Source organism: Nonomuraea sp. SBT364, from assembly GCF_001083785.1.
Lineage (GTDB): Bacteria > Actinomycetota > Actinomycetes > Streptosporangiales > Streptosporangiaceae > Nonomuraea.
The window spans coordinates 1-19,665 of sequence record NZ_LAVL01000154.1; the positions used below are offsets into that span (position 1 = coordinate 1).

Below are 19,665 nucleotides of genomic sequence, written 5' to 3' on the forward strand. Positions count from 1 at the left end.
GGTGACGCTCGTGGTGGAGGGGCGGGCTCCGTCGGACGATGACATCCAGGCGGTGCTGGCGGCGGCGGACCCGCTGCTGGCGGTGCTCGACGAGAGGAACCTCGCATGAACATCACGTCACTCGAGCCCGCCCGGTGCGCACCGGTGCCCGACGCCGGGATCGGCGCGCTGCGGACCGAGCGCGGCAACCTGCCGCTGGAGAGCGTGGACGTGACCGCCGAGGTGTCCGGGCTGGTCGCCGGGGTGGAGGTGGCGCAGGGGTTCCGCAACCCGTTCGACGTCACCCTGGAGGCCACGTACGTCTTCCCGCTGCCGGACCGGGCGGCGGTGACGGCGTTCCGGATGGAGGCCGGCGACCGGGTCGTGGAGGGCGTGCTCAAGGAGCGCGGCCAGGCGCGGGCCGACTACGACCGGGCGCTGCGCGAGGGCCGGCGGGCGGCGATCGCCGAGGAGGACCGGCCCGACGTGTTCACGATCCGGGTGGGCAACATCCTGCCCGGGGAGCGGGTGACGGTCCGGCTGGAGCTGAGTCAGCCGCTGCCGTACGAGGACGGGGCGGCGACGTTCCGGTTCCCGCTGGTGGTGGCGCCGCGCTACGTGCCGGGCACGCCGGTCGGCGGGCCGCCGGCGGGTGACGGGGTGGCGCCCGACACCGGCGCGGTGCCGGACGCCTCCAGGATCACTCCCCCGGTGCTGCTGCCCGGGTTCCCGGATCCGGTGCGGCTGTCGCTGGCGGTGAAGGTCGACGCGGGCGGGCTGGAGCTGCGGGAGCTGGCCTCCAGCCTGCACGTGGTCGAGGAGGAGGACGGCCTCGTACGGGTGCGGCCGGGCGAGCGGCTGGACCGTGACTTCATCCTGCGGATGACGTTCGAGGCGTCGACGGCGTTGCAGCTCGACGGGGCGGGCACGTTCGCGCTGACGGTGGTGCCGCCGCCGCTGGAGTCGCCGCGCGCGCCGCGCGACCTGGTGCTGCTGCTGGACCGGTCGGGCAGCATGGGCGGCTGGAAGATGGTGGCGGCGCGGCGGGCGGCGGCGCGGATCGTCGACACGCTGACGCCGCGCGACCGGTTCGCGGTGCTGGCGTTCGACTCGGTGGTGGAGGAGGCGTTCGAGGGGCTCGCGGAGGGCAGCGACCGCAACCGCTACCGGGCGGTGGAGCATCTGGCGCGGGTCGACGCGCGCGGCGGCACCGAGCTGCTGGATCCGCTGCTCCGGGCGATAGCCCTGCTCGGCGACGACACAGGCGGCGACACAGGCGGCGACGGCGGCATCGGGGGCCGGGAGCGGGTCGTGGTGCTGGTGACCGACGGCCAGGTGGGCAACGAGGACAAGATCCTGGAGCGGGCCGGCGGGGCGCTGTCGGCGATGCGGGTGCACGCGGTCGGCATCGACCGGGCGGTGAACGCCGCCTTCCTGGGCAGGCTGGCCGGGCTGGGCGCGGGCCGGTGCGAGCTGGTGGAGTCGGAGGACCGGCTGGACGCCGCCATGGAGCAGATCCACCGCCGCATCGGCGCGCCGCTGGTGACGGACCTGTCGCTGAAGGATCTCGACGTGGAGCCGGGCACGCTCACCCACCTTGGCTCCATCTTCCCCGGCGTCCCGCTGCGCGCGTACGGGCGGTGCCGCGACGGTTCGGCCGTGACCGTGCGCGGCCTGGCGGCGGGAGCGCCCTGGGAGGAGCGGGTCGCGGCGACCGTCGCCGGCGGTCCGGCGCTGCGCGCCGTGTGGGCCCGCGCCTACCTGCGCGAGCTGGAGGACCGCTACGCGATGGGCGAGCACGGGCTGGAGCGGGAGATCGTCCGCGTGTCGCTGGAGCACGGGGTGCTCTGCCGATTCACCGCGTACGTGGCCGTCGACAGCCGCCAGGTGGCCGAGGGCGGCCCGGAGCATCGGGCGATCCAGCCGGTCGAGCCGCCGAGCGGCTGGGAGATGCCGGCGACGGGCGGCGGCGGGTTCGCGTGGATGGCGGCGGAGGCACCGCGCGGCATGCGGGCCATGGCGGTGCCCGCGCCCGGCCTGAACCCCGGCGCCGGGGACCGCCCGGCCGTGATGGCGGCGGCGCGCGGGCCGCTGTTCGCCGGGCCGATGCGGGCCAGATCGGTGCCGCACGGGCTGGACACGGTCAGCGCGCAGCTCACCGCCGAGCTGGACCGGCTCAAGACGCTGACCGGGCCGGACGTGCTCTACCTGGCGGACCTGGGCTCCCGGCTGGCGGCGCTGGCGGCCTACCTCGGCGGGCACGCCGAGCTGGCCGCGCTGGCCCGCGAGCTGGAGGCGGCCGAGCGGCCGGATGCCGACCCGCAGGCCCTGCTCAACCGCGCGATCGAGGTACTGACGGCGCTGACCGGGCCGACGGGGCCGGCCGGGCCCGCGCCCGAGGGGCCCCGCCGCCCCTTCTGGAAGCGCGCGTGAGGCGGGCCGGCCGCCCGGCGTGGAGGGGAAGCGCAGGGGCCGCGCGCGGGAGGGCGGCGGCGCCGCGCATCTGCCCGGGGACCATACTCTGGACGGGTGACCACACTCGTGCTGGACGGTGGCCTGTCCACCCATCTCGAAGCGCTCGGCGCCGACCTCGGCGACGCGCTCTGGTCGGCCAGGCTGCTGCTGGAGGACCCGGGGCTCGTCCGGCAGGTGCACGCCGACTACTTCGCCGCCGGCGCCGACGTGGCCACCACCGCCAGCTACCAGGCGTCCATCCCCGGCTTCCTGGGCCGGGGCCTGGACGTGGCGGCGGCCGAGCGGCTGATCGGGCTGTCGGTCGAGCTGGCCGCGCAGGCCCGCGACGAGGCGGGCGGCGGGCTGGTCGCCGCCTCGGTCGGGCCTTACGGGGCGTTCCTGGCCAACGGCGCCGAATACACCGGCGACTACGACCTGGACGAGGAGGGCCTACTGGCCTGGCACCGGCCCCGCTGGGAGATCCTCGCCTCGTCCCAGGCCGACCTGCTGGCCTGCGAGACCATCCCCTCCTACGCCGAGGCGCGGGCGCTGGCCAGGCTGCTGGCCGAGACCCCGTCGGTCAAGGCGTGGGTGAGCTTCTCCTGCCGTGACGCGGCCCGCATCAGCGACGGCACCCCGATCGGCGAGGCGGCGGCGCTGTTCACCGGCAACCCGCAGGTGGTGGCCGTCGGCGCCAACTGCACCGCGCCGCGACACATCCCCGGCCTGATCGCCGAGCTGACCGGGAAGCTGCCGGTCGTGGTCTACCCCAACTCGGGCGAGACGTGGGACGCGGGCAAGCGCCGCTGGCTGGGCCTGTCCGACCCGCTGGAGTACGGCCAGGCGGCCAAGGAGTGGCAGGCGGCGGGCGCCTCGCTGATCGGCGGCTGCTGCCGCACCACTCCCGGCCACATCCGCCAGGTCCGAGGTCATCTGTCCTAGGCGCGGCTGCCGCTCAGCTTCTTGTCCAGGCCCAGGGCCCGGTCCAGGGCGAGCGCGCCGCCGCCGGTGAAGCCGATGGCCAGGCTGGCCGCGGCGAGCGCCAGCACGAACTCGTAGCCACCCTCGCCGACGGAGAAGCCGGCCGGCAGGTGGGCGAAGAGGATGGCGCCGACCATGTCGAGCGCGAGGAGCGTGCCGGCGACGGGCAGCGCGACGCCGAGGATCAGCGCGATCCCGCCGGCGACCTCCAGCACGGCGACGACCGGGGCGGCGACGCCGGGCAGCGGGATGCCGATCGACTCGAAGAACCGCGTCGTCCCTGCGATGCCCATGGTGGCGAACTTCTGATAGCCGTGCACGAGGAAGATCACCCCCGTGGCCACCCGGGCGAGCAGCAGTGCGATGTTACGCGCCTGGTCAAGCATCGTGACTCCTTGAAGTTCGTACAGATTTGAACAGGACTCTAGCGCGAAAGTTCAAATCTGAACAACAAGTAGACTGGGGCGGTGACGGACACCCGGTGGCTCGACCCGACGGAGATGGCGGCCTGGCGCGCCTTCCTGTCCACCTCTCACCTTCTCGAACGGCGCATCGAGGAGCAGCTCAAGTCGGCGGCGGGGCTCACCCATCCGCAGTACGAGATCCTGGTGCGGCTCGCCGACGCGCCTGATCGCCAGATGCGCATGACCGAGCTCGCCCGCGGCGTGGTGGTGTCCAAGAGCGCGCTGACGTACCAGATCACCCAGCTGGAGAAGGCGGGGCTGGTCGAGCGGGCCACCTGCCCGTCCGACGACCGGGGCGTGCTGGCGGTGCTCACCGACGCCGGGATGCGCTGCCTGGAGCGGGTCGCCCCCGGGCACCTGGAGGTGGTGCGCGCCTACCTGATCGACCGGCTCACCCGCGACGAGCTGGAGACGATGACGAGAGCCATGAGCAAGACCGAGCAGGCCCTGCGCGACTGAGCCGTCAGCCGGCCGCGGCGGCGCGGGCGGCGCGCTCCATCTCGACCTTGGCACTGGCGGCGTACTTGTCGACGTACTCCTGCTCCGACAGCTCCATCAGCGCGTACATGATCTCGTCGGTGACCGCGCGCAGCACCAGCCGGTCGTCCTCCATCCCGTAGTAGCGGGAGAAGTCGAGCGGCTTGCCGAACCGGACGCCGGGCCGGATGCCGAGCTTGGGCAGCGCCCGGCCGGGCGGCATCATCTCGAAGGTGTTGACCATGGCCCACGGGATGACCGGCGCCCGCGACTCCAGCGCCAGCCGGGCCACGCCGGTCTTGCCCTTGTAGAGGCGGCCGTCGGGTGAGCGGGTGCCCTCGGGGTAGATGCCGAGCAGGTTGCCCTCGCGCAGGACCCGCAGGCCGGTGCGCAGCGCCGCCTCGCTGGCCTTGCCACCGGACCTGTCGATCGGGACGGTGCCGACGCCGCTGAAGAACAGCCGGGTGAAGAATCCCTTGATGCCGCGCCCGGTGAAGTAGTCGGACTTGCCCAGGGAGATGACCTTGCGCCTGAGCTGCAGCGGGCCGAAGAAATGATCGGCGAAGGACAGGTGGTTGCCGGCCAGGATGGCGGGGCCCTGCCTGGGCACGTGCTCGACGCCCTCCGCCCACGGCCTGAAGACGACGTGGAGGATCGGCGCCAAGATGGCCTTGACCACCCAGTAGAACACCCGGCCACCTCTTCCTCATGCACGTGTCGGCGAGCACAGTCATCTTCCCATCCCGGCCCCGATGCTCCTACACCAGCTCTCGCACAATTGCCCCGGATCGTGCGACGATCGGGCAGTTCGGGGATGAAAATGCATGGAGGAGCTGTTATGCCGCTCATGCCAGGCGCTGAGCCCTACCACCACCACGCAGGCCAGGTCGGCGTGCTGCTGTGCCACGGCTTCACCGGCACCCCGCAGTCGCTGCGACCCTGGGGCGAGCATCTGGCCGCGCACGGGGTCAGCGTCTCGCTGCCACGCCAGCCCGGGCACGGCACCACCTGGCAGGAGATGAACCACACCCGCTGGGAAGACTGGTACGCCGAGGTGGAGAAGGCGTTCGAGGACCTCCGGGGGCGCTGCGCGGAGGTGTTCGTGGCGGGGCTGTCGCTGGGCGGCTGCCTGGCGCTGCGGCTGGCCGAGGTGCACGGCGACGCGATCAGGGGCGTCATGGTGGTCAACCCGTCGATCGCCAACGACGTGCCGCTGCTGAGGCTGGCGCCGGTGCTCAAGTGGCTCATCGCCTCGGTGCCGGGCGTGGCCAACGACGTCAAGAAGCCGGGCGTGACCGAGCTCGGCTACACGCGCACCCCGGTGAAGGCCGCCGCGTCGCTGCCCCGGCTCTGGTCCCTGGTCCAGGGCGACCTGGACCGGGTGACGCAGCCGCTGCTGGTCTTCCACAGCACCGAGGACCACGTGGTGAAACCGACCAGCGTGGCGATCATCCGCCAGAAGGTGCCGCAGGCCACGATCGAGGAGCTTACCGATAGCTACCATGTTGCGACGCTTGACAACGATGCCGACAGGATCTTTGCCGGGAGCCTCGACTTCATCCGGACACATGCCTCGGTACCCTTGCAGAGGGACTGATCGCACCCAGGGGGAAGTCGCGATCGCTGTGGAGAGGCCCATCTAGGTGACGCCCCAGAGTGACGAGGACGAGGTCTGGCGGCAGATCGTCGCGTCCTTCAACGACACGGCCGAGCGCGACTCGGCTGATCAGCCATGGCCGGACAGCGAGAACGTCCCCGCCGAGCCGATGCGCCGGGTGGTGAAGCCGCCGGAGGAGTTCGCCGAGCCGGACGCGCCCGGCGACGAGGACGAGGAGGGCGAGGAGGGCGACGGCCGTTCCGGCGAGGAGGACGAGGGCCACTTCGAGCCGCCCCCGCCTCCGCCGCTGCCCAAGCTCGACCTGCCGACCAAGCTGGCCTGGGTGGCGCTGTTCGGCGGCCCCGCCTACCTGCTGGTGGCGGCGCTGGCCGACTGGCGCATGGAGGGCTGGGCGCTGTTCACCGCCGTGGCGGCCTTCATCGGCGGCTTCGTGGCGCTGGTGGTGCGCATGGGCGACGGCCCGCACAACGACTCGGGCTGGGACGACGGCGCGGTGCTGTGACGCCCGGCCCGGGCCGCTGTGCTGTGACGCCCGGCCCGGGCCGCTAGGAGTCTTCGGGCTCGGGGCTGCCCGGGCCGAAGGACTCGACCACGTCGGTGTAGCGCTCCTTGTCGTCGACGGCGTGCCCGACCGCCCACACCGCCTGCCTGCCCGCCAGGTAGGCGACCGCCTGCAGGCGCACGCTGCTGCGGCCCTCGGCGGCGGCGCCGCGCAGGACCTCGCACGAACGCTTCTCGCAGCGCAGCATGAACGCCTGCGAGGCACGCGCCGGGTCGTAGCCGGAGATCCAGTAGTGGCCCTTGCCGTCGCCGGTGACGCCGTAGAGGCGCGCGGCCCTGACCGGCAGCGACAGCCGCCGCCACCGCTTGCCGTTCCAGGCCAGGGCCAGCGGGCCGACCTTGCCGGGGCCGTGGTAGACGCCGCCGACGGCCAGCGCCCGCTTGCCGCTGTCGACGTGGATGTCACGCAGGTAGCCGCCGGGCACGGACGGCACCGGCATGCTCTTCCAGGCGCCGCCGGACTGGTGCATGATCAGCGGCGCGCGGCCGGTGTCGCCCACGGCGAAGCTGCCGGACACCGCGTAGAGCGCGCCCTTCTCCTTGATCGACTGGAAGGTCCACTCGTTGTCGTGCCAGGTGACGACGAGGCCCTTGTCGTCGCGGCTGCCGACGGCCGTGACCCGCCCGCCCGCCGCGTCGATGCCGCCGAGCCAGTCGCCGCTGCGCAGCCCCTGCGGCCGGACGCGGTCGAAGCCGCCCGTGTCGCCGTGCGCGATGAACGGCACGCCGTCATGGCCGTCGCCGGCCGCCCACACGTCGCCGGCGGAGGCGGCCGAGACGGAACGCAGGCTGCCGGCCCCGGTGGTGTCGCGGATGGCCACCTCGGCCCAGCGCTCGCCGTTCCAGTGGCGGACGGTGCCGCGGTTCTTCCACACGTCCCAGATCTGCTGCTGGCCGACGGCCCACACCTCGCCCGAGGACATGGCCAGCACGTCGGAGAGCGAGCCATCGGCCACCAGCCGCACGCTCGTCGTCCGCTCCCAGGCGTCGATGGCGGCGGGGCGTGGATCGGCATGCGCGGCGGGCGTGACCCCGGACAGGGCCACGGACGTCGCCAAGGTCAAGGAGAGCGCACGCCGCTGAGAGCGACGGGTCATGAAGCAAATGCTATTGGCTGGACGGCGTCGATGCCCCGTTAGGAGGAGACTCGCAACTCCGCGAGCACCGGCAGATGGTCGCTCGCCCCGGTCAGGTCGGCGTTCGCGGCGTCCACGCCGCCGCACGACACGACACGCAGCCCGCGCGCGGCGAACAGCGCGTCGATGCGGTGCTCCGGCTTGCCCGCGGGGAAGGTGAGCCCGTCGCCCGCGGGCGCGGCAGCGTGGCAGTCGGCCAGCCGGGCGGCCAGCAGGCGCCAGGCCGGCCGGCCCGGGTGCTCGTTGAGGTCGCCGCCGAGCACCACCTCGGCGCGGTGGCGGGCGGCGACGGCCTCGGTCAGCTCCAGCGCCTCGGCGGCGTGGCGCATCCTGGCGGCCCCGTGCAGGTCGAGGTGGAGCGAGCCGACCGCCAGCCGCGCCCCGCCGACCTCGACGACGGCGACGGCCAGGGCGCGGATCTCCAGCCCGGCGAAGACCTTGAGCACGTGGCTCTCGGCGTGCAGCACCTGGGCGCGCGGCCCCGCGAGCACGGCCACGCCACGCCGCCCCAAGCCCCCGGCGGTGCGCAGCCCTTGGCGGGCGACCAGGCGGCGCCAGCGGAGCCGCCTGACGGGCAGCCGGGGCACCTCCTGGACGCAGAACACGTCGGCGCGGGCCGAGGCGATCACCCGTTCGAGGGCGGCCCCGTCGTCCCTGAGGCCGTGCAGGTTGTACGTGGCGACGCGGACGGTCACGTCCCGGTCAGCGCCGGCGCGCGAGGTCGGCGGCGCCCACCACGCCGGCCGAGGCGCCGAGCTCGGCCAGCCGCACCTCGGCGACCGGGCGGTGGCCCCGGCCGGTGAGCCGCTCCTCGAACGCCGCGCGGGCCCGGTCGAGGAACAGGTCGGCGGCCCTGGACACGCCGCCGCCGATGATGAAGCAGCCCGGGTCGAGGACCGCGGCCAGGTCGGCCATGCCCTGGCCGAGCCAGTCGGCGAGGCCGGCGAACGCGGCGAGCGAGGCCTCGTCGCCCAGCCGGGCCGCCTCGGTCACCTCCTCGCCCTCGATCCGGCCGCCGGCCAGCCCGAGCAGCGTCTCGGCGCGCTCGGGGTGCGCGGCGGCGATCTCCCTGGCCTCGGCGACGAGCGCGTTGCCGCTGGCGTACTGCTCCCAGCAGCCGTGCCGGCCGCAGCCGCACAGCCGCCCGTCGGGCACCACCTGCATGTGGCCGAGCTCGGCGCCCATGCCCCAGTGGCCCCGGTAGAGGCGGCCGTCGAAGACGATGCCGCCGCCGATGCCGGTGCCCAGGGTCAGGCAGACCACGTGGGACTGCCCGCGCCCGGCGCCGAACCTGGTCTCGCCCCACGCCATGGCGTTGGCGTCGTTCTCGATCACCACCGGCAGGCCGACGAGCCCGCTGATCTTCTTCTGCAGGGGTTCCTCGCGCCAGGCGAGGTTGGGGGCGAAACGCACGATCGACCGGGTCTCGTCGACGAACCCGGCCGCGCCGACGCCGACGGCCTCGATCTCGCGGTCGCCCGCGAGCTCGCGCACCACGTCGGCGACCGTCTCGGCGACCAGGTCCGGCCGGTCGGCGGCGGTGGGCCTGAGCGCGTGCTGGACGATCTGGCCGTCGTCGTCGACCACACCGGCGGCGACCTTCGTCCCGCCGATGTCCACACCGATCGTGAACATTGCCCGCCTTCCCCTTTTATCCCAGGTCTATGTGCTCGACATTGTCGCCGTCGCGGTCGTCGCGCGGCCGGCGGGGGGCGGGCTTGCCGCTCAGCGCGTCGAACGCCTCGCGGAAGGCGGCGAACAGCTCGCCGCCGGCGGCCATGATGTGCCCGGCGACGTCACCGGCGGCCTCGCCGGCCCGGTTCGAGGCGCCTTCGCGCTGCGCCGCGATCGCCCGGCAGAACGGGCACGCCTTGCAGATGTACTCGCCCTCGGGCTCGGACACCGCCTCGCCCCAGACGTCCTTCTGCTCCCGCCCGCCTCCGCCGCCCGTGAACGAGTTGAACACGGTCTTGCCGACCTGGCGGGTGGCCCGGCCCTGGATCGCGTCGAAGAGCTTGCGCGCCTCTTCGGCGACGGTCCCGATGGGATCTCTGTCGTTGCTTTCGGTCATGTGGCCCTCCCGGCTGATGCGGCGCTCATCCCGTCGCGTGCGCTTCGTCGGATTTCGCCTCCGAGGTGAACCGTACCCGGAGCGCGCCGTCGCGGAGCACCGCCGAGCTGATCTTCCTGCGGGCCAGCGCGGCGGGCAGCGCCAGGATGCGCCGGTACGGCCCGGCCGTGATGATCAGTTCGTCGCCCTTGCGCGCCAGGTCGACCTCGCCGCGCCGGGCGCCGGGCAGGTCCAGCGTGAGCTCGTCGGCCGACAGCCGCAGCGGCGGCGGAGCGCTGGGCGGGGCGAACGGGTCGGCCTCGCCGTAGAGGACCTCGCCCAGCCTGGCCAGCGCCTCCTTGCCGACCGGCTCGGCGGGCAGGTAGGGGACGACGTGCACGGGCAGCGGCGCGAACGACTCCTCGGCCTCGGCCAGCAGCCTGGACTGGGCGGCCACCCACTGGGCGCGCCACTCGTCGGCGTCGCCGGCGGGGAAGACCCGGTTGGCGACGACGGCGTCGACGCGGTAGCCGTACAGGTTGAGCGAGGTGAGGGTGCGCCTGGCCTCGGCGAGGACCACGGACTCGGGTGTGAGCACGAGGCGGACGGAGGCGTGGCCGCCGGTGAGCAGCTCGCGCACCTCCATCAGGCCGCGGTGGAAGCGCTCGGCGGCGCCGACGACGTCGTCGCCGGGCGCGCTGACGCGGGCGACGCCGCGCACGAACGGCGCGGCGACCCGCAGCAGCCGGCGGCCGAGCGGCATCAGCCGGGTCACGTGCCAGTCGAGCGCCTCGGGCAGGGCGAGCAGGCGCAGCGTCTCGGCGGTGGGGGCGCAGTCGACGACGATGACGTCCCAGCGGCCCTCGCGGGCGTGCTCGCGCAGCTCCATGAGGGCGATGAGCTCCTCGGCGCCGGGCAGCACCGTGAGCTCCTCGGAGGTGATCTCGTCCAGGCCCAGCTCGGCGAGCAGGCCGCGGGCGTAGTCGCGCAGCTCGCCCCAGTGGCGCTCCAGCGAGCGCTGGGTGTCGACCTGGTGCAGGTGCAGCCCGGGCGCGACCTCGCCGGGCTCGACGGCGAGCGCGTCGGCCAGGGAGTGCGCGGTGTCGGTGGAGACGAGGAGCGTCTTGAGCCCGCGCCGGGCGGCGAGGGTGGCGGTGGCCGCGGCGGCGGTCGTCTTGCCGACGCCGCCCTTGCCGGTGAACAGCAGGACGCGGGGGCTCACCTCAGCGGCCTTCGACGCGCTTCTTGAGGCCCTTGAGCGCGGTGTCCACGATCACCTTCTCCGCCTTGCGCTTGAGCATGCCGATCATCGGGACGGCGAGGTCGACCGCGAGCTCGTACGTCACCTCGATCCCCCTGCCCGTGGCGGCGAGCAGGTAACTGCCGTCGAGGCGGGAGACCATCCTGCCGGGCTCGGACACCCGCCAGCTCACGCTCTCGTCGCCGTTCCAGGTGTAGGTCAGGGTGTAGGTGTCGCTGATCATGCCGGCGTCGAGGACGAACCGCACGGTCTCCGGCCGGCCGTCGGCGCCGCTGGACAGGACCTCGGCGCTCTTCACCTGGCCTGCCCATTCGGGGTAGGCGGGCAGGTCGGCGATGACCGCCATGACGCCGGCGCGATCGGCGTCGATGACGATGCTCGAACTGGTGCGATCAGCCATGCGACCAAGATACTGGGCCGCTCACCATTCCAGGATGTACGGAACGCCCTTTCCCCGGAAATGGCCCACGTTCACGCATTCGGTGCGGCCGATGCGGACCCGCGGGTAGAGCGGCTGGTGGACGTGGCCGAACAGGGCGTAACGCGGCTGGGTGCGCCTGATCAGCTCCAGCGTGGCCTCGCTGCCCCTCTCGAAGCGCCGGGCGACCACGTCGTAGAGCAGCTCGGGCACGGCGGGCGGGATGTGGCAGCACAGCACGTCCACCTCGCCGAGCGCCTCGACCTTGGCCGCGTACGCCTCGTCGCTGATCTCGTTCGGCGTGCGGTAGGCGGTCTTGAGCCCGCCGCCGACGAACCCGAAGCGCAGCCCGCCGATCTCCGCCGTCTGGCCGTCGAGCACCTGGTGGCCGGGGCGCAGGTAGTCGGCCCACAGGCGCGGGAGGTCGACGTTGCCGTAGGTGAGGTAGGCGGGCGCGGGCATGGCGGCGAACAGGTCGCGGTACTGCGCCCGCACGTTGCGCTCGATGTGCTCGCGCGGGTCGCCGCCGAGGCTCGCCCACAGCGCCGCCGACATGGCCCTGGCCTCGTCGAAGCGCTTGGCCGTGCGCAGCCCGATGAACCGGGCGGCCTGCTCGGCGCCGAACAGGTCGGCGAAGATGCCCTGCGCGTGATCGTCGTAGTCGATGAACAGGATCAGATCGCCGAGGCAGATCAGCGCGTCGGCGCCGTCACCCGCCCGCGCCAGCGCGTCCGCCCTGCCGTGCACGTCACTGACCACGTGGACCCTCATGGGCCGATCCTATGAACAACGGCTGCTAGCGTGATGAATGCCCTTCATCACGTCTGGGTGACGAAGCTACCGATGCGTAACTTATCGCGGTAACGTCCAGGCCGAATCAGAAGCGTGCACCCGACAGGAGTGGATCCGTGCGCGAGTACAGCGTCCCCGTGCTGGTGGATGTGCCTGCCGCAGCCTGCCTGGCCGACACCGTGTTCCGGCGCGGCGAGCAGGAGCCCGGCAGGGTGGTCATGCGCCGCAAGCAGGACGACGCCTGGCCCGCCGTCACGGCCGGTGAGTTCCGCGAGCAGGTGGTCGCGCTCGCCGGTGGCCTGGTCGCGGCCGGGATCGAGCACGGCGACCGGGTGGCGCTGATGTCGCGCACCCGCTACGAGTGGACGCTCATCGACTACGCGATCTGGTCGATCGGCGCGGTCACCGTGCCGGTCTACGAGACCTCCTCGGCCGAGCAGGTCCGCTGGATCCTCGCCGACAGCGGCGCCAAGGCCGCCTTCGTGGAACTCGACGCGCACGAGGAGACCGTGCGCGAGGCGGCCCCCGAGCTGAAGCACGTGTGGCGGGTCGACGCCGGGCCCGGCGGCCCGGGCGCCGACGAGGCGGCCGTCCAGGAGCGCCGCTCCCGGGTGTGCGCCGCCGACCTGGCGACGATCGTCTACACCTCGGGCACCACGGGCCGCCCCAAGGGCTGCCGGATCACCCACGACAACCTGCTGTTCACCGCCGTCAACGTGCTGCGCGGGCCGCTGGAGCCGCTGTTCGCCTCCAAGGACCCGGCGGCGCTGCTGTTCCTGCCGCTGGCGCACATCTTCGCGCGGATGATCCAGGTGGTGCTCGTCGAGGCGGGCGCGATCATGGCGCACACCCCGAACATGAAGAACGTCGCCCCCGACCTCCAGGACTTCAGGCCCACGTTCCTGCTGGGCGTGCCGCGCGTCTTCGAGAAGGTCTACAACGCCGCCGAGCAGAAGGCCATCGCGGGCGGCAAGGGCAAGATCTTCGCCCGCGCCGTCGACGTGGCCGTCGCCTGGAGCAAGGCCGAGAGCTCCGGCGGCGCCCCCCTCGGCCTGCGGCTGCGGCGGGCGCTGTTCGACAAGCTCGTGTACGGCAAGCTCCGCGCGGCCACCGGCGGCAGGCTCACCGCGGCGGTGTCGGGCGGATCGGCGCTCGGCGACCGGCTGGGCCACTTCTTCCGGGGCGTCGGCATCGAGGTGTACGAGGGCTACGGGCTGACCGAGACCTCGGCCCCCTGCTCGGTCAACATGCCGGGCGCCAACAAGATCGGCACCGTCGGCAAGCCGCTGCCCGGCGTGACGCTGCGCATCGGCGACGACGGCGAGATCCTGGCCAGGGGCCGCAACGTGTTCGCCGGCTACTGGAACAACGACGAGGCCACCGCGGAGGCGGTCGACGAGGGCGGCTGGTACCACACCGGCGACGTCGGCGAGCTCGACGCCGACGGCTACCTGCGCATCACCGGGCGCAAGAAGGAGATCCTGGTGACGGCCGCGGGCAAGAACGTCGCCCCGGGCCCGCTCGAGGACTCCCTGCGCGCCCACCCGCTGATCTCGCAGGCCATGCTGGTCGGCGACGGGCGGCCGTTCGTCGCCGCGCTGGTCACGCTCGATCCGGAGGCGCTGGAGCAGTGGTCGTCGGCCAACGGCCGCCCCGCCGAGCCGCACACCGACCCGCGCGTCCTGGCCGAGGTGCAGGGCGCGGTCGACCGGGCCAACGGCATGGTGTCCAAGGCGGAGCAGATCAAGAAGTTCACGGTGCTGGCCTCCGACCTCACCGAGGAGAGCGGCCATCTGACCCCGACGCTCAAGGTCAAGCGCAACCTGGTCATGCGCGACTTCGCGGCCGACGTCGAGGCGCTGTACGGGTAGCGGACGGACGGGCATCGGAGGCCGCCGGGCACCGCGGGAAGCGGGCCCGGCGGCCTCTTCGTCGTTCACGGGGGCGAAACCCACACGTTGACAGTTTGAAATGGTGCGTTTTCGATGAAGGGTGAGCGAACTCGGGGGAACTTGAGGCTCCGGCCTAGGAGGAACCACCATGGACCGACGTCCGCCACTCTCCCGCCGCAATCTTCTGATCGGGGCCGCCGCCACGTTCGGCGTCCCGGCCGTCCTTGCCGGTTGCGCCTCCGGCGCACCCTCGCCCGGCACCACCAGCAGCGGTGCCGGCACCGTCACGCTGGGCTCCAACGCCTCCGACGAGGTGCCCAAGAAATCACTCGAGACCGTGCTCAAGGGCTTCACCACGGGCCAGGTGAAGGTCAACACGGTGGACCACAACACCTTCCAGGAGAACATCAACCGCTACCTGCGCGGCACCCCGGACGACGTCTTCACCTGGTTCGCCGGGTACCGGATGCAGTTCTTCGCCGAGCAGGGCCTGGCGACGGACATCTCGGACGTGTGGCGGGAGATCGGCGCCGACTACACCCCGGCTTTCAAGGCCGCCTCGACGGGCATCGACGGCAAGCAGTATTTCGTGCCGTTCACGTACTACCCGTGGGCGGTCTTCTACCGCAAGAGCGTGTGGCGGGACAAGGGCTACGAGCCCCCGAAGACGCTGGACGAGCTGACGGCGCTGGCCCGGAGGATGAAGGCCGACGGGCTGATCCCCATCGCGTTCGCCGACAAGGACGGCTGGCCCGCCATGGGCACCTTCGACATCATCAACATGCGCACGAACGGCTACGACTTCCACATCTCCCTCATGGCCGGCAAGGAGTCGTGGACGGACCCGCGGGTCAAGCAGGTGTTCGAGACGTGGCGCGGGCTGATGGAGCACCACCAGCCCGCCGCGCTGGGCCGCACCTGGCAGGAGGCGGCGCAGTCGCTGGCGGAGAAGAAGACCGGCATGTACCTGCTCGGCATGTTCGTCGCCCAGCAGTTCCCCGAGGCCGACCGCGACGACCTGGACTTCTTCACCTTCCCCGAGATCAACCCGGCCTACGGCACCGACTCCATCGACGCGCCCATCGACGGCTACATGGTCTCCGCCAAGGCCAGGAACACCGACGGCGCCAAGGCGCTGATCAAGCACTTCGCCCAGGCCGCCGCGCAGAACGTGGCCACCGGGGCGGACCCCGGCACGCTGGCCGCCAGCTCCAAGGCCGACACCGGCGGCTACAGCACCCTGCAGAAGCGCGGCGCCGAGCTCGTCTCGCAGGTGGCGCACATCGCCCAGTTCCTCGACCGCGACACCCGCCCCGACTTCGCCTCCACCGTGATGATCCCGTCGCTGCAGTCGTTCGTCGACAGACCCGGCGAGATCGACTCCTTGCTCGCGAGCATCGAGAAGCAGAAGGCCAACATCTTCCGCTGATGGCCGTCAAGACCCGTCGCTACTCCGCCCGCGACGTGACCGTGCTGGTCATCGGGCTGGGGGTGGCCGTCATCGCCAGCGTGGGCCTCGTGTGGGGACCCACGCTCGCCTCCGTGGTCCTGTCCGCCACCGACTGGAGCGGCTTCGGGCCGATCGAGTGGGTCGGCGGGCGCAACTACGGCGACCTGGCCGGCGAGTATCCGCCGTTCTGGTCGGCCGTCCGCAACAACGTCCTGTGGCTGGGCTTCCTCGGGCTGGTCGCGACCCCGTTCGGGCTGCTGTGCGCGGTGCTGCTGGACCGGCGGCTGCGGCTGTCGCGCGTCTACCAGAGCGCGCTCTACCTGCCGGTCGTGCTGTCGCTGGCCGTCGTCGGGTTCATCGCGCAGCTCGTCTACTCCACCGACTACGGCGTGCTGAACGCGGTGACCGGCCTGTCGGTCGACTGGCTGGGCGACCGGTCGGTCAACATCTGGGTGGTCATGGTCGCGGCCGCCTGGCGGCACGTCGGCTACGTGATGATCATCTACCTGGCGGGCCTGAAGGCCGTCGACCCGGCGCTGAAGGAGGCCGCGGCCATCGACGGCGCCAGCGAGACGCAGGCGTTCTTCCGGGTGGTGTTCCCGACGCTGCGGCCGGTCAACGTCATCGTGCTGGTGATCACGGTGATCGAGGCGCTGCGCGCGTTCGACATCGTCTACGCCATCAACAAGGGGCGCAACGGGCTCGAACTGCTGTCGGTGCTGGTCACGGAGAACATCGTGGGCGAGGCCAGCCGGATCGGGTTCGGCTCGGCGATCGCGGTGGTGCTCCTGGCGATCTCGCTGGGATTCATCGTGACGTACCTGTCGCAGCTGTTCAAGGAGGAACGATGACGGCCCCGGCGCCCGCCCGGCGGCGGGCCCGGCTGCCGCGCGTCCTGCTGCACGCCTTCCTCGCCCTGGTGGCGCTGGGCTGGCTGCTGCCGCTGGCGCTGGCCGTCTACGCCTCGCTGCGTCCCTATGAGGAGACCGCCAGGCTGGGCTACTTCTCGCTGCCCGAAAGCCTCACCCTGGACTACTACGGGCAGGCGTGGAGCCAGGCCGAGCTGCCCCGCTACTACCTCAACACGCTGATCATCGTGATCCCGGCCCTGCTGCTCACGCTCTTCCTGGCCTCCTTCGCCGCCTTCGCCATCGCCCGCGCCCGCATCCCCGGGCGCCGGACCCTGCTGATCGTCTTCACCGCGGGCAACCTGCTGCCCCCGCAGGTGCTCATCACCCCGCTCTACACCCTCTACACGCTGATCCCGCTGCCGCCGTGGCTGTCGGACTCCCAGTCGCTGTACGACTCCTACCTGGGGCTCATCGTCATCCACGTGGCGTTCCAGTTCGGGTTCTGCGTGTTCGTCATGGCCAACTTCATGCGCACCATCCCGGTGGAGATCACCGAGGCTGCCCTGGTGGACGGGGCGAGCGTGTGGCGGCGCTACTGGAAGCTCACGCTGCCGCTGTGCCGGCCCGTGCTGGCGGCGCTGGCGACCCTGCAGTTCACCTGGATGTACAACGACTTCCTGTGGGCGCTGGTGCTCATGTCGTCGGGCGACAAGCTGCCCGTCACCTCGGCGCTGAACAACCTGCGCGGCCAGTTCTTCACCGACTACAACCTGCTGGCCGCCGGCTCGGTGCTGGTCGCGCTGCCGACGCTGATCGTCTTCCAGCTCCTGCACAAGCAGTTCGTGGCCGGGCTCACGCTCGGCTCCACCAAGGGCTGACCATCATGGAGTGATCACAGCAACGCGCGGAAGCGGGCGGCGACCCGGTCCCACGACCACTCGGCGGCGATCCAGTCGCGGCCGGTCTCGCCCAGCTTCCGCGCCTGCTCCGGCGCGGTCAGCAGCTCGATCAGGGCCGCGGCCAGCTCGCCGGTGTCGCGGCCGTCGACGACCAGGCCGGTCTCGCCGTGCCGCACCGCCTCGGGCGCGCCTCCGGACGAGCCCGCCACCACCGGCAGCCCCGTCGCCGACGCCTCCAGGAACACGATCCCGAGCCCCTCCACATCCACCCCGCCCCACCGGGTACGGCACGGCATGGCGAACACGTCGGCGGCCGCGTAGTAGCCGGGCAGGTCGTCGGCCGGGACGCTGCCGGTGAACACGATCGACGGGCTGCCCCCGGCCAGCCGCTCCAGCGCCCGCCGGTGCGGGCCGCCGCCCACCAGCAGCAGCACCGCGCCGGGCACCGCGCGCAGCACCCGGGGCCAGGCCCTGATGAGCTGGTCCTGCCCCTTGCGCGGCACCAGCCTGGACACGCACACCACCACCGGCCCGCCCGGGCCGGCCACGCCGCCCGGCCCGGCCGGTCCTTCGGCCGCCGCGTCCGGCCGGAACTGCGTCACGTCCACGCCGGGGGCCAGCCGTACCAGCTTGTCCTTCGGGATCACCGGGGCCAGCCTCGCGCGCGTGTAGTCGCCCAGGTAGGTGACCACGTCGGCGTGCCCGGCGATCCGGCGCAGCACCGAGCGGAACAGCGGCGCGCCCGCCCAGGACGCCTCGTGGCCGTGCGTGAGCATGACCACCCGCCGCGCGCCCGCGGCGCGCAGGCGCGGCGCGAGCAGGCCGAGCGGCGCCGCCGCGCCGAACACCACGGTGTCCGCGCCGTGCTCGGCCACCAGCCGCGCCGCCCGCCGCGCGACACCGGGCGTCGGCAGCATCAGCCGGCCCGGGTGACGGACGACGCGGTACGGCTGGCGCCGGTCGAACTCGGCGCACCCGGGCCAGGCGGGGGCGTAGACGGCCACGCCGGGCGTGCGCAGGGCAAGGCCGTGCACGAACGACTGGATGCCGCCGGGACGCGGCGGGAAGTCGTTCGTGACGACGACCACCCGGCGGGTGACGGTCACGGCTGGGGGTGGCCGTTCAGCCGGGCCCAGGAGCGGGCCATCGCGATCCGCTGGGCAGCCGTGGGGTGAGAGGCATAGAGCACATATTCCACCGCATCCGGCGACAAATCGGAAATATTTGCTGTTGCCAGGCGTTTCTGCATCGCGACGAACGTGGCCGGGTCCTCGGTCAGGTCCAGGGCGTGCACGTCGGCCCTGGCCTCGATCTGGCGGCTGATCACGTTCTGCGCGGGGCCGGACAGGAACGTCGCCAGCGTCATCAGCCCCAGGATCACGCCCACCGCCCGGGGATCGGTGATCGGGACGCCGCCCGTACGCCTGCGCACCAGGCCGGACACCAGGAACAGCAGGACCGCGCCCAGCGCCGCGCCGAGAGCACCGACGAGCGTCCCGTACAGCACGTCACGCTCCTTGGCGTGGCCCAGCTCGTGGGCCACCACCAGCTCCACCTCGCGCTGCGGAGCCTTGAGCAGCGTGTCGTAGACGACGATCCGGCGGGTGGCGCCGAACCCGGAGACGTAGGCGTTCAGCGCGGTCGTGCGGCGCGAGGCGTCGGCGACCAGCACATCCTCCACCGGCACCTGGTCACGCTCGGCCATCGCCATCAGGTTCGACCGCAGCGGGCCCGCCGGCATGGCGTGGAAGTCGTTGAACACCGGCTCGAACACCACCGGATAGACGAACGACGCGCCCACGGTCAGCGCGAACGCCCCGGCGGCGGCCGGGATCCACCAGCGCCGGATCCGGCGCGCCAGCGCCACCACCGCCAGCACCATGACGGCCAGCAGGGCCGCGTTGATGCCGATGCTCTTGAGCCGGTCCCCCGTCCACGACGCCCAGTCCTGCGTGGACAGCCCGTAGTCGCGCAGCGCCACCTCGAACCACATGCCGAGCGGCCACCGTACGGCCTCCTCGATCACCGTGAGCACCAGCACGCCCAGCAGGACCCGCACCCACCACGGCCCCGCGAGCCTGCCGAGCACCTTCGCGCCGAGCGGCGTGGCGACGAGCAGCCCGGCGAACACCAGCGTGACGCCCAGCGACAGGTAGCTCGGCACGCTGGTGGCCGCGTCGAACGCCTGCGACCGGGCCAGCTCGGCGGCGCCGAAGTCACGCGCCGGATCGGGCGTCACGGCGGGCGCCCCGGCCGGCAGCGCCTGCCACGGCGTGGTGAACGCCACCACCCCGACGATCACCGCGCCCAGCACGGCCAGCGCCGCCCCTGTCTCTTTTAAACATTTGAAGCTGGCCGCGAAAGGGAGAGTGGAGAGTCTGG

At 72.6% G+C, this 19,665-nt stretch carries 20 protein-coding genes; 9 read left to right on the forward strand and 11 right to left on the reverse strand.

Features of this window, described 5'->3' with window-relative positions; translation table 11 throughout:
• Positions 1 to 105 precede the first annotated feature (105 nt).
• Together ADY59_RS38565 and mmuM are read left to right on the forward strand one after the other, a co-directional pair.
• Positions 106 to 2,412: a VIT domain-containing protein gene (locus tag ADY59_RS38565; RefSeq protein ID WP_049573459.1), complete on the forward strand. Its 2,307-nt coding sequence runs from the start codon at positions 106 to 108 to the stop codon at positions 2,410 to 2,412.
• A gap of 96 nt (positions 2,413 to 2,508) precedes the next feature.
• Complete coding sequence (gene mmuM, locus ADY59_RS38570) at positions 2,509 to 3,375, forward strand: homocysteine S-methyltransferase (RefSeq protein WP_049573460.1); 867 nt, start codon at positions 2,509 to 2,511, stop codon at positions 3,373 to 3,375.
• Here mmuM and ADY59_RS38575 read toward each other — a convergent pair.
• Positions 3,372 to 3,800, reverse strand: coding sequence for a DoxX family protein (locus tag ADY59_RS38575; protein WP_049573461.1), 429 nt, complete (start codon positions 3,798 to 3,800; stop codon positions 3,372 to 3,374). The genes mmuM and ADY59_RS38575 overlap by 4 nt on opposite strands.
• Positions 3,801 to 3,881: 81 nt before the next feature.
• Here ADY59_RS38575 and ADY59_RS38580 point away from each other — a divergent pair, with 81 nt between their 5' ends.
• Positions 3,882 to 4,337, forward strand: a complete 456-nt coding sequence (locus ADY59_RS38580; RefSeq protein ID WP_049573464.1) for a MarR family winged helix-turn-helix transcriptional regulator — start codon at positions 3,882 to 3,884, stop codon at positions 4,335 to 4,337.
• A 4-nt stretch (positions 4,338 to 4,341) separates the two neighbouring features.
• Here the strand turns inward: ADY59_RS38580 and ADY59_RS38585 are convergent, their stop codons facing one another.
• Positions 4,342 to 5,046, reverse strand: coding sequence for a lysophospholipid acyltransferase family protein (locus ADY59_RS38585; protein WP_049573466.1), 705 nt, complete (start codon positions 5,044 to 5,046; stop codon positions 4,342 to 4,344).
• Positions 5,047 to 5,193: 147 nt separating this feature from the next.
• Between ADY59_RS38585 and ADY59_RS38590 the strand changes: the two genes are divergently transcribed.
• Both ADY59_RS38590 and ADY59_RS38595 read left to right on the forward strand, forming a co-directional pair.
• A complete protein-coding gene (locus tag ADY59_RS38590) occupies positions 5,194 to 5,952 on the forward strand; it encodes an alpha/beta hydrolase (protein WP_049573473.1) in 759 nt (252 codons plus the stop codon).
• 46 nt (positions 5,953 to 5,998) lie between these two features.
• The gene (locus tag ADY59_RS38595) at positions 5,999 to 6,475 is read left to right on the forward strand and encodes a hypothetical protein (RefSeq protein WP_049573477.1); all 477 of its coding nucleotides are present in this window, start codon (positions 5,999 to 6,001) and stop codon (positions 6,473 to 6,475) included.
• A 43-nt stretch (positions 6,476 to 6,518) separates the two neighbouring features.
• Here the strand turns inward: ADY59_RS38595 and ADY59_RS38600 are convergent, their stop codons facing one another.
• From ADY59_RS38600 to ADY59_RS38630, 7 genes are read right to left on the reverse strand one after another with little or no spacing between them, the layout of a single operon-like run.
• On the reverse strand, positions 6,519 to 7,631 hold the full coding sequence (locus ADY59_RS38600; RefSeq protein ID WP_049573481.1) for a hypothetical protein: 1,113 nt from the start codon (positions 7,629 to 7,631) through the stop codon (positions 6,519 to 6,521).
• Between the two features lie 38 nt (positions 7,632 to 7,669).
• Positions 7,670 to 8,365, reverse strand: coding sequence for an endonuclease/exonuclease/phosphatase family protein (locus ADY59_RS38605; RefSeq protein WP_049573484.1), 696 nt, complete (start codon positions 8,363 to 8,365; stop codon positions 7,670 to 7,672).
• 7 nt (positions 8,366 to 8,372) lie between these two features.
• Entirely contained in the window at positions 8,373 to 9,305 is a 933-nt protein-coding gene (locus ADY59_RS38610) for an ROK family glucokinase (protein ID WP_049573487.1), read from the reverse strand.
• A 16-nt stretch (positions 9,306 to 9,321) separates the two neighbouring features.
• On the reverse strand, positions 9,322 to 9,741 hold the full coding sequence (locus ADY59_RS38615; RefSeq protein ID WP_049573488.1) for a hypothetical protein: 420 nt from the start codon (positions 9,739 to 9,741) through the stop codon (positions 9,322 to 9,324).
• Between the two features lie 25 nt (positions 9,742 to 9,766).
• Entirely contained in the window at positions 9,767 to 10,942 is a 1,176-nt protein-coding gene (locus ADY59_RS38620; RefSeq protein WP_049573491.1) for an ArsA family ATPase, read from the reverse strand.
• 1 nt (position 10,943) lies between these two features.
• The gene (locus ADY59_RS38625; protein ID WP_049573494.1) at positions 10,944 to 11,381 is read right to left on the reverse strand and encodes an SRPBCC family protein; all 438 of its coding nucleotides are present in this window, start codon (positions 11,379 to 11,381) and stop codon (positions 10,944 to 10,946) included.
• Between the two features lie 21 nt (positions 11,382 to 11,402).
• On the reverse strand, positions 11,403 to 12,170 hold the full coding sequence (locus ADY59_RS38630) for a metallophosphoesterase family protein (RefSeq protein WP_049573497.1): 768 nt from the start codon (positions 12,168 to 12,170) through the stop codon (positions 11,403 to 11,405).
• 137 nt (positions 12,171 to 12,307) lie between these two features.
• On the opposite strand from ADY59_RS38630, the gene ADY59_RS38635 reads away from it, so the two are divergent.
• The 4 genes from ADY59_RS38635 (at position 12,308) to ADY59_RS38650 (ending at position 17,262) form a co-directional block, all read left to right on the forward strand.
• The gene (locus ADY59_RS38635; RefSeq protein ID WP_049573500.1) at positions 12,308 to 14,062 is read left to right on the forward strand and encodes an AMP-dependent synthetase/ligase; all 1,755 of its coding nucleotides are present in this window, start codon (positions 12,308 to 12,310) and stop codon (positions 14,060 to 14,062) included.
• Between the two features lie 169 nt (positions 14,063 to 14,231).
• Positions 14,232 to 15,512 carry an ABC transporter substrate-binding protein gene (locus ADY59_RS38640; protein WP_049573505.1) on the forward strand — a complete coding sequence of 427 codons (1,281 nt, stop codon included), beginning with the start codon at positions 14,232 to 14,234 and terminating at the stop codon, positions 15,510 to 15,512.
• The gene (locus ADY59_RS38645; protein WP_049573509.1) at positions 15,512 to 16,384 is read left to right on the forward strand and encodes a carbohydrate ABC transporter permease; all 873 of its coding nucleotides are present in this window, start codon (positions 15,512 to 15,514) and stop codon (positions 16,382 to 16,384) included. The genes ADY59_RS38640 and ADY59_RS38645 overlap by 1 nt, the downstream gene beginning before the upstream one ends.
• Positions 16,381 to 17,262, forward strand: a complete 882-nt coding sequence (locus ADY59_RS38650) for a carbohydrate ABC transporter permease (protein WP_049573512.1) — start codon at positions 16,381 to 16,383, stop codon at positions 17,260 to 17,262. Before ADY59_RS38645 ends, ADY59_RS38650 begins: the two co-directional genes overlap by 4 nt.
• Before the next feature lie 14 nt (positions 17,263 to 17,276).
• On the opposite strand, the gene ADY59_RS38655 is transcribed toward ADY59_RS38650, so the two are convergent.
• Together ADY59_RS38655 and ADY59_RS38660 are read right to left on the reverse strand one after the other, a co-directional pair.
• The gene (locus ADY59_RS38655; protein ID WP_049573515.1) at positions 17,277 to 18,389 is read right to left on the reverse strand and encodes a glycosyltransferase family 4 protein; all 1,113 of its coding nucleotides are present in this window, start codon (positions 18,387 to 18,389) and stop codon (positions 17,277 to 17,279) included.
• The gene (locus ADY59_RS38660; protein WP_231619098.1) at positions 18,386 to 19,597 is read right to left on the reverse strand and encodes a M48 family metallopeptidase; all 1,212 of its coding nucleotides are present in this window, start codon (positions 19,595 to 19,597) and stop codon (positions 18,386 to 18,388) included. The genes ADY59_RS38655 and ADY59_RS38660 overlap by 4 nt, the downstream gene beginning before the upstream one ends.
• Between the last annotated feature and the right edge of the window lie 68 nt (positions 19,598 to 19,665).

Coding starts and splice junctions, on each gene's coding strand:
- ADY59_RS38565 (WP_049573459.1), top strand. CDS start 106: ATGAACATCACGTCACTCGAGCCCGCCCGGTGCGCACCGGTGCCCGAC.
- ADY59_RS38575 (WP_049573461.1), bottom strand. CDS start 3,800: ATGCTTGACCAGGCGCGTAACATCGCACTGCTGCTCGCCCGGGTGGCC.
- ADY59_RS38590 (WP_049573473.1), top strand. CDS start 5,194: ATGCCGCTCATGCCAGGCGCTGAGCCCTACCACCACCACGCAGGCCAG.
- ADY59_RS38600 (WP_049573481.1), bottom strand. CDS start 7,631: ATGACCCGTCGCTCTCAGCGGCGTGCGCTCTCCTTGACCTTGGCGACG.
- ADY59_RS38610 (WP_049573487.1), bottom strand. CDS start 9,305: ATGTTCACGATCGGTGTGGACATCGGCGGGACGAAGGTCGCCGCCGGT.
- ADY59_RS38615 (WP_049573488.1), bottom strand. CDS start 9,741: ATGACCGAAAGCAACGACAGAGATCCCATCGGGACCGTCGCCGAAGAG.
- ADY59_RS38625 (WP_049573494.1), bottom strand. CDS start 11,381: ATGGCTGATCGCACCAGTTCGAGCATCGTCATCGACGCCGATCGCGCC.
- ADY59_RS38630 (WP_049573497.1), bottom strand. CDS start 12,170: ATGAGGGTCCACGTGGTCAGTGACGTGCACGGCAGGGCGGACGCGCTG.
- ADY59_RS38640 (WP_049573505.1), top strand. CDS start 14,232: ATGGACCGACGTCCGCCACTCTCCCGCCGCAATCTTCTGATCGGGGCC.
- ADY59_RS38645 (WP_049573509.1), top strand. CDS start 15,512: ATGGCCGTCAAGACCCGTCGCTACTCCGCCCGCGACGTGACCGTGCTG.
- ADY59_RS38650 (WP_049573512.1), top strand. CDS start 16,381: ATGACGGCCCCGGCGCCCGCCCGGCGGCGGGCCCGGCTGCCGCGCGTC.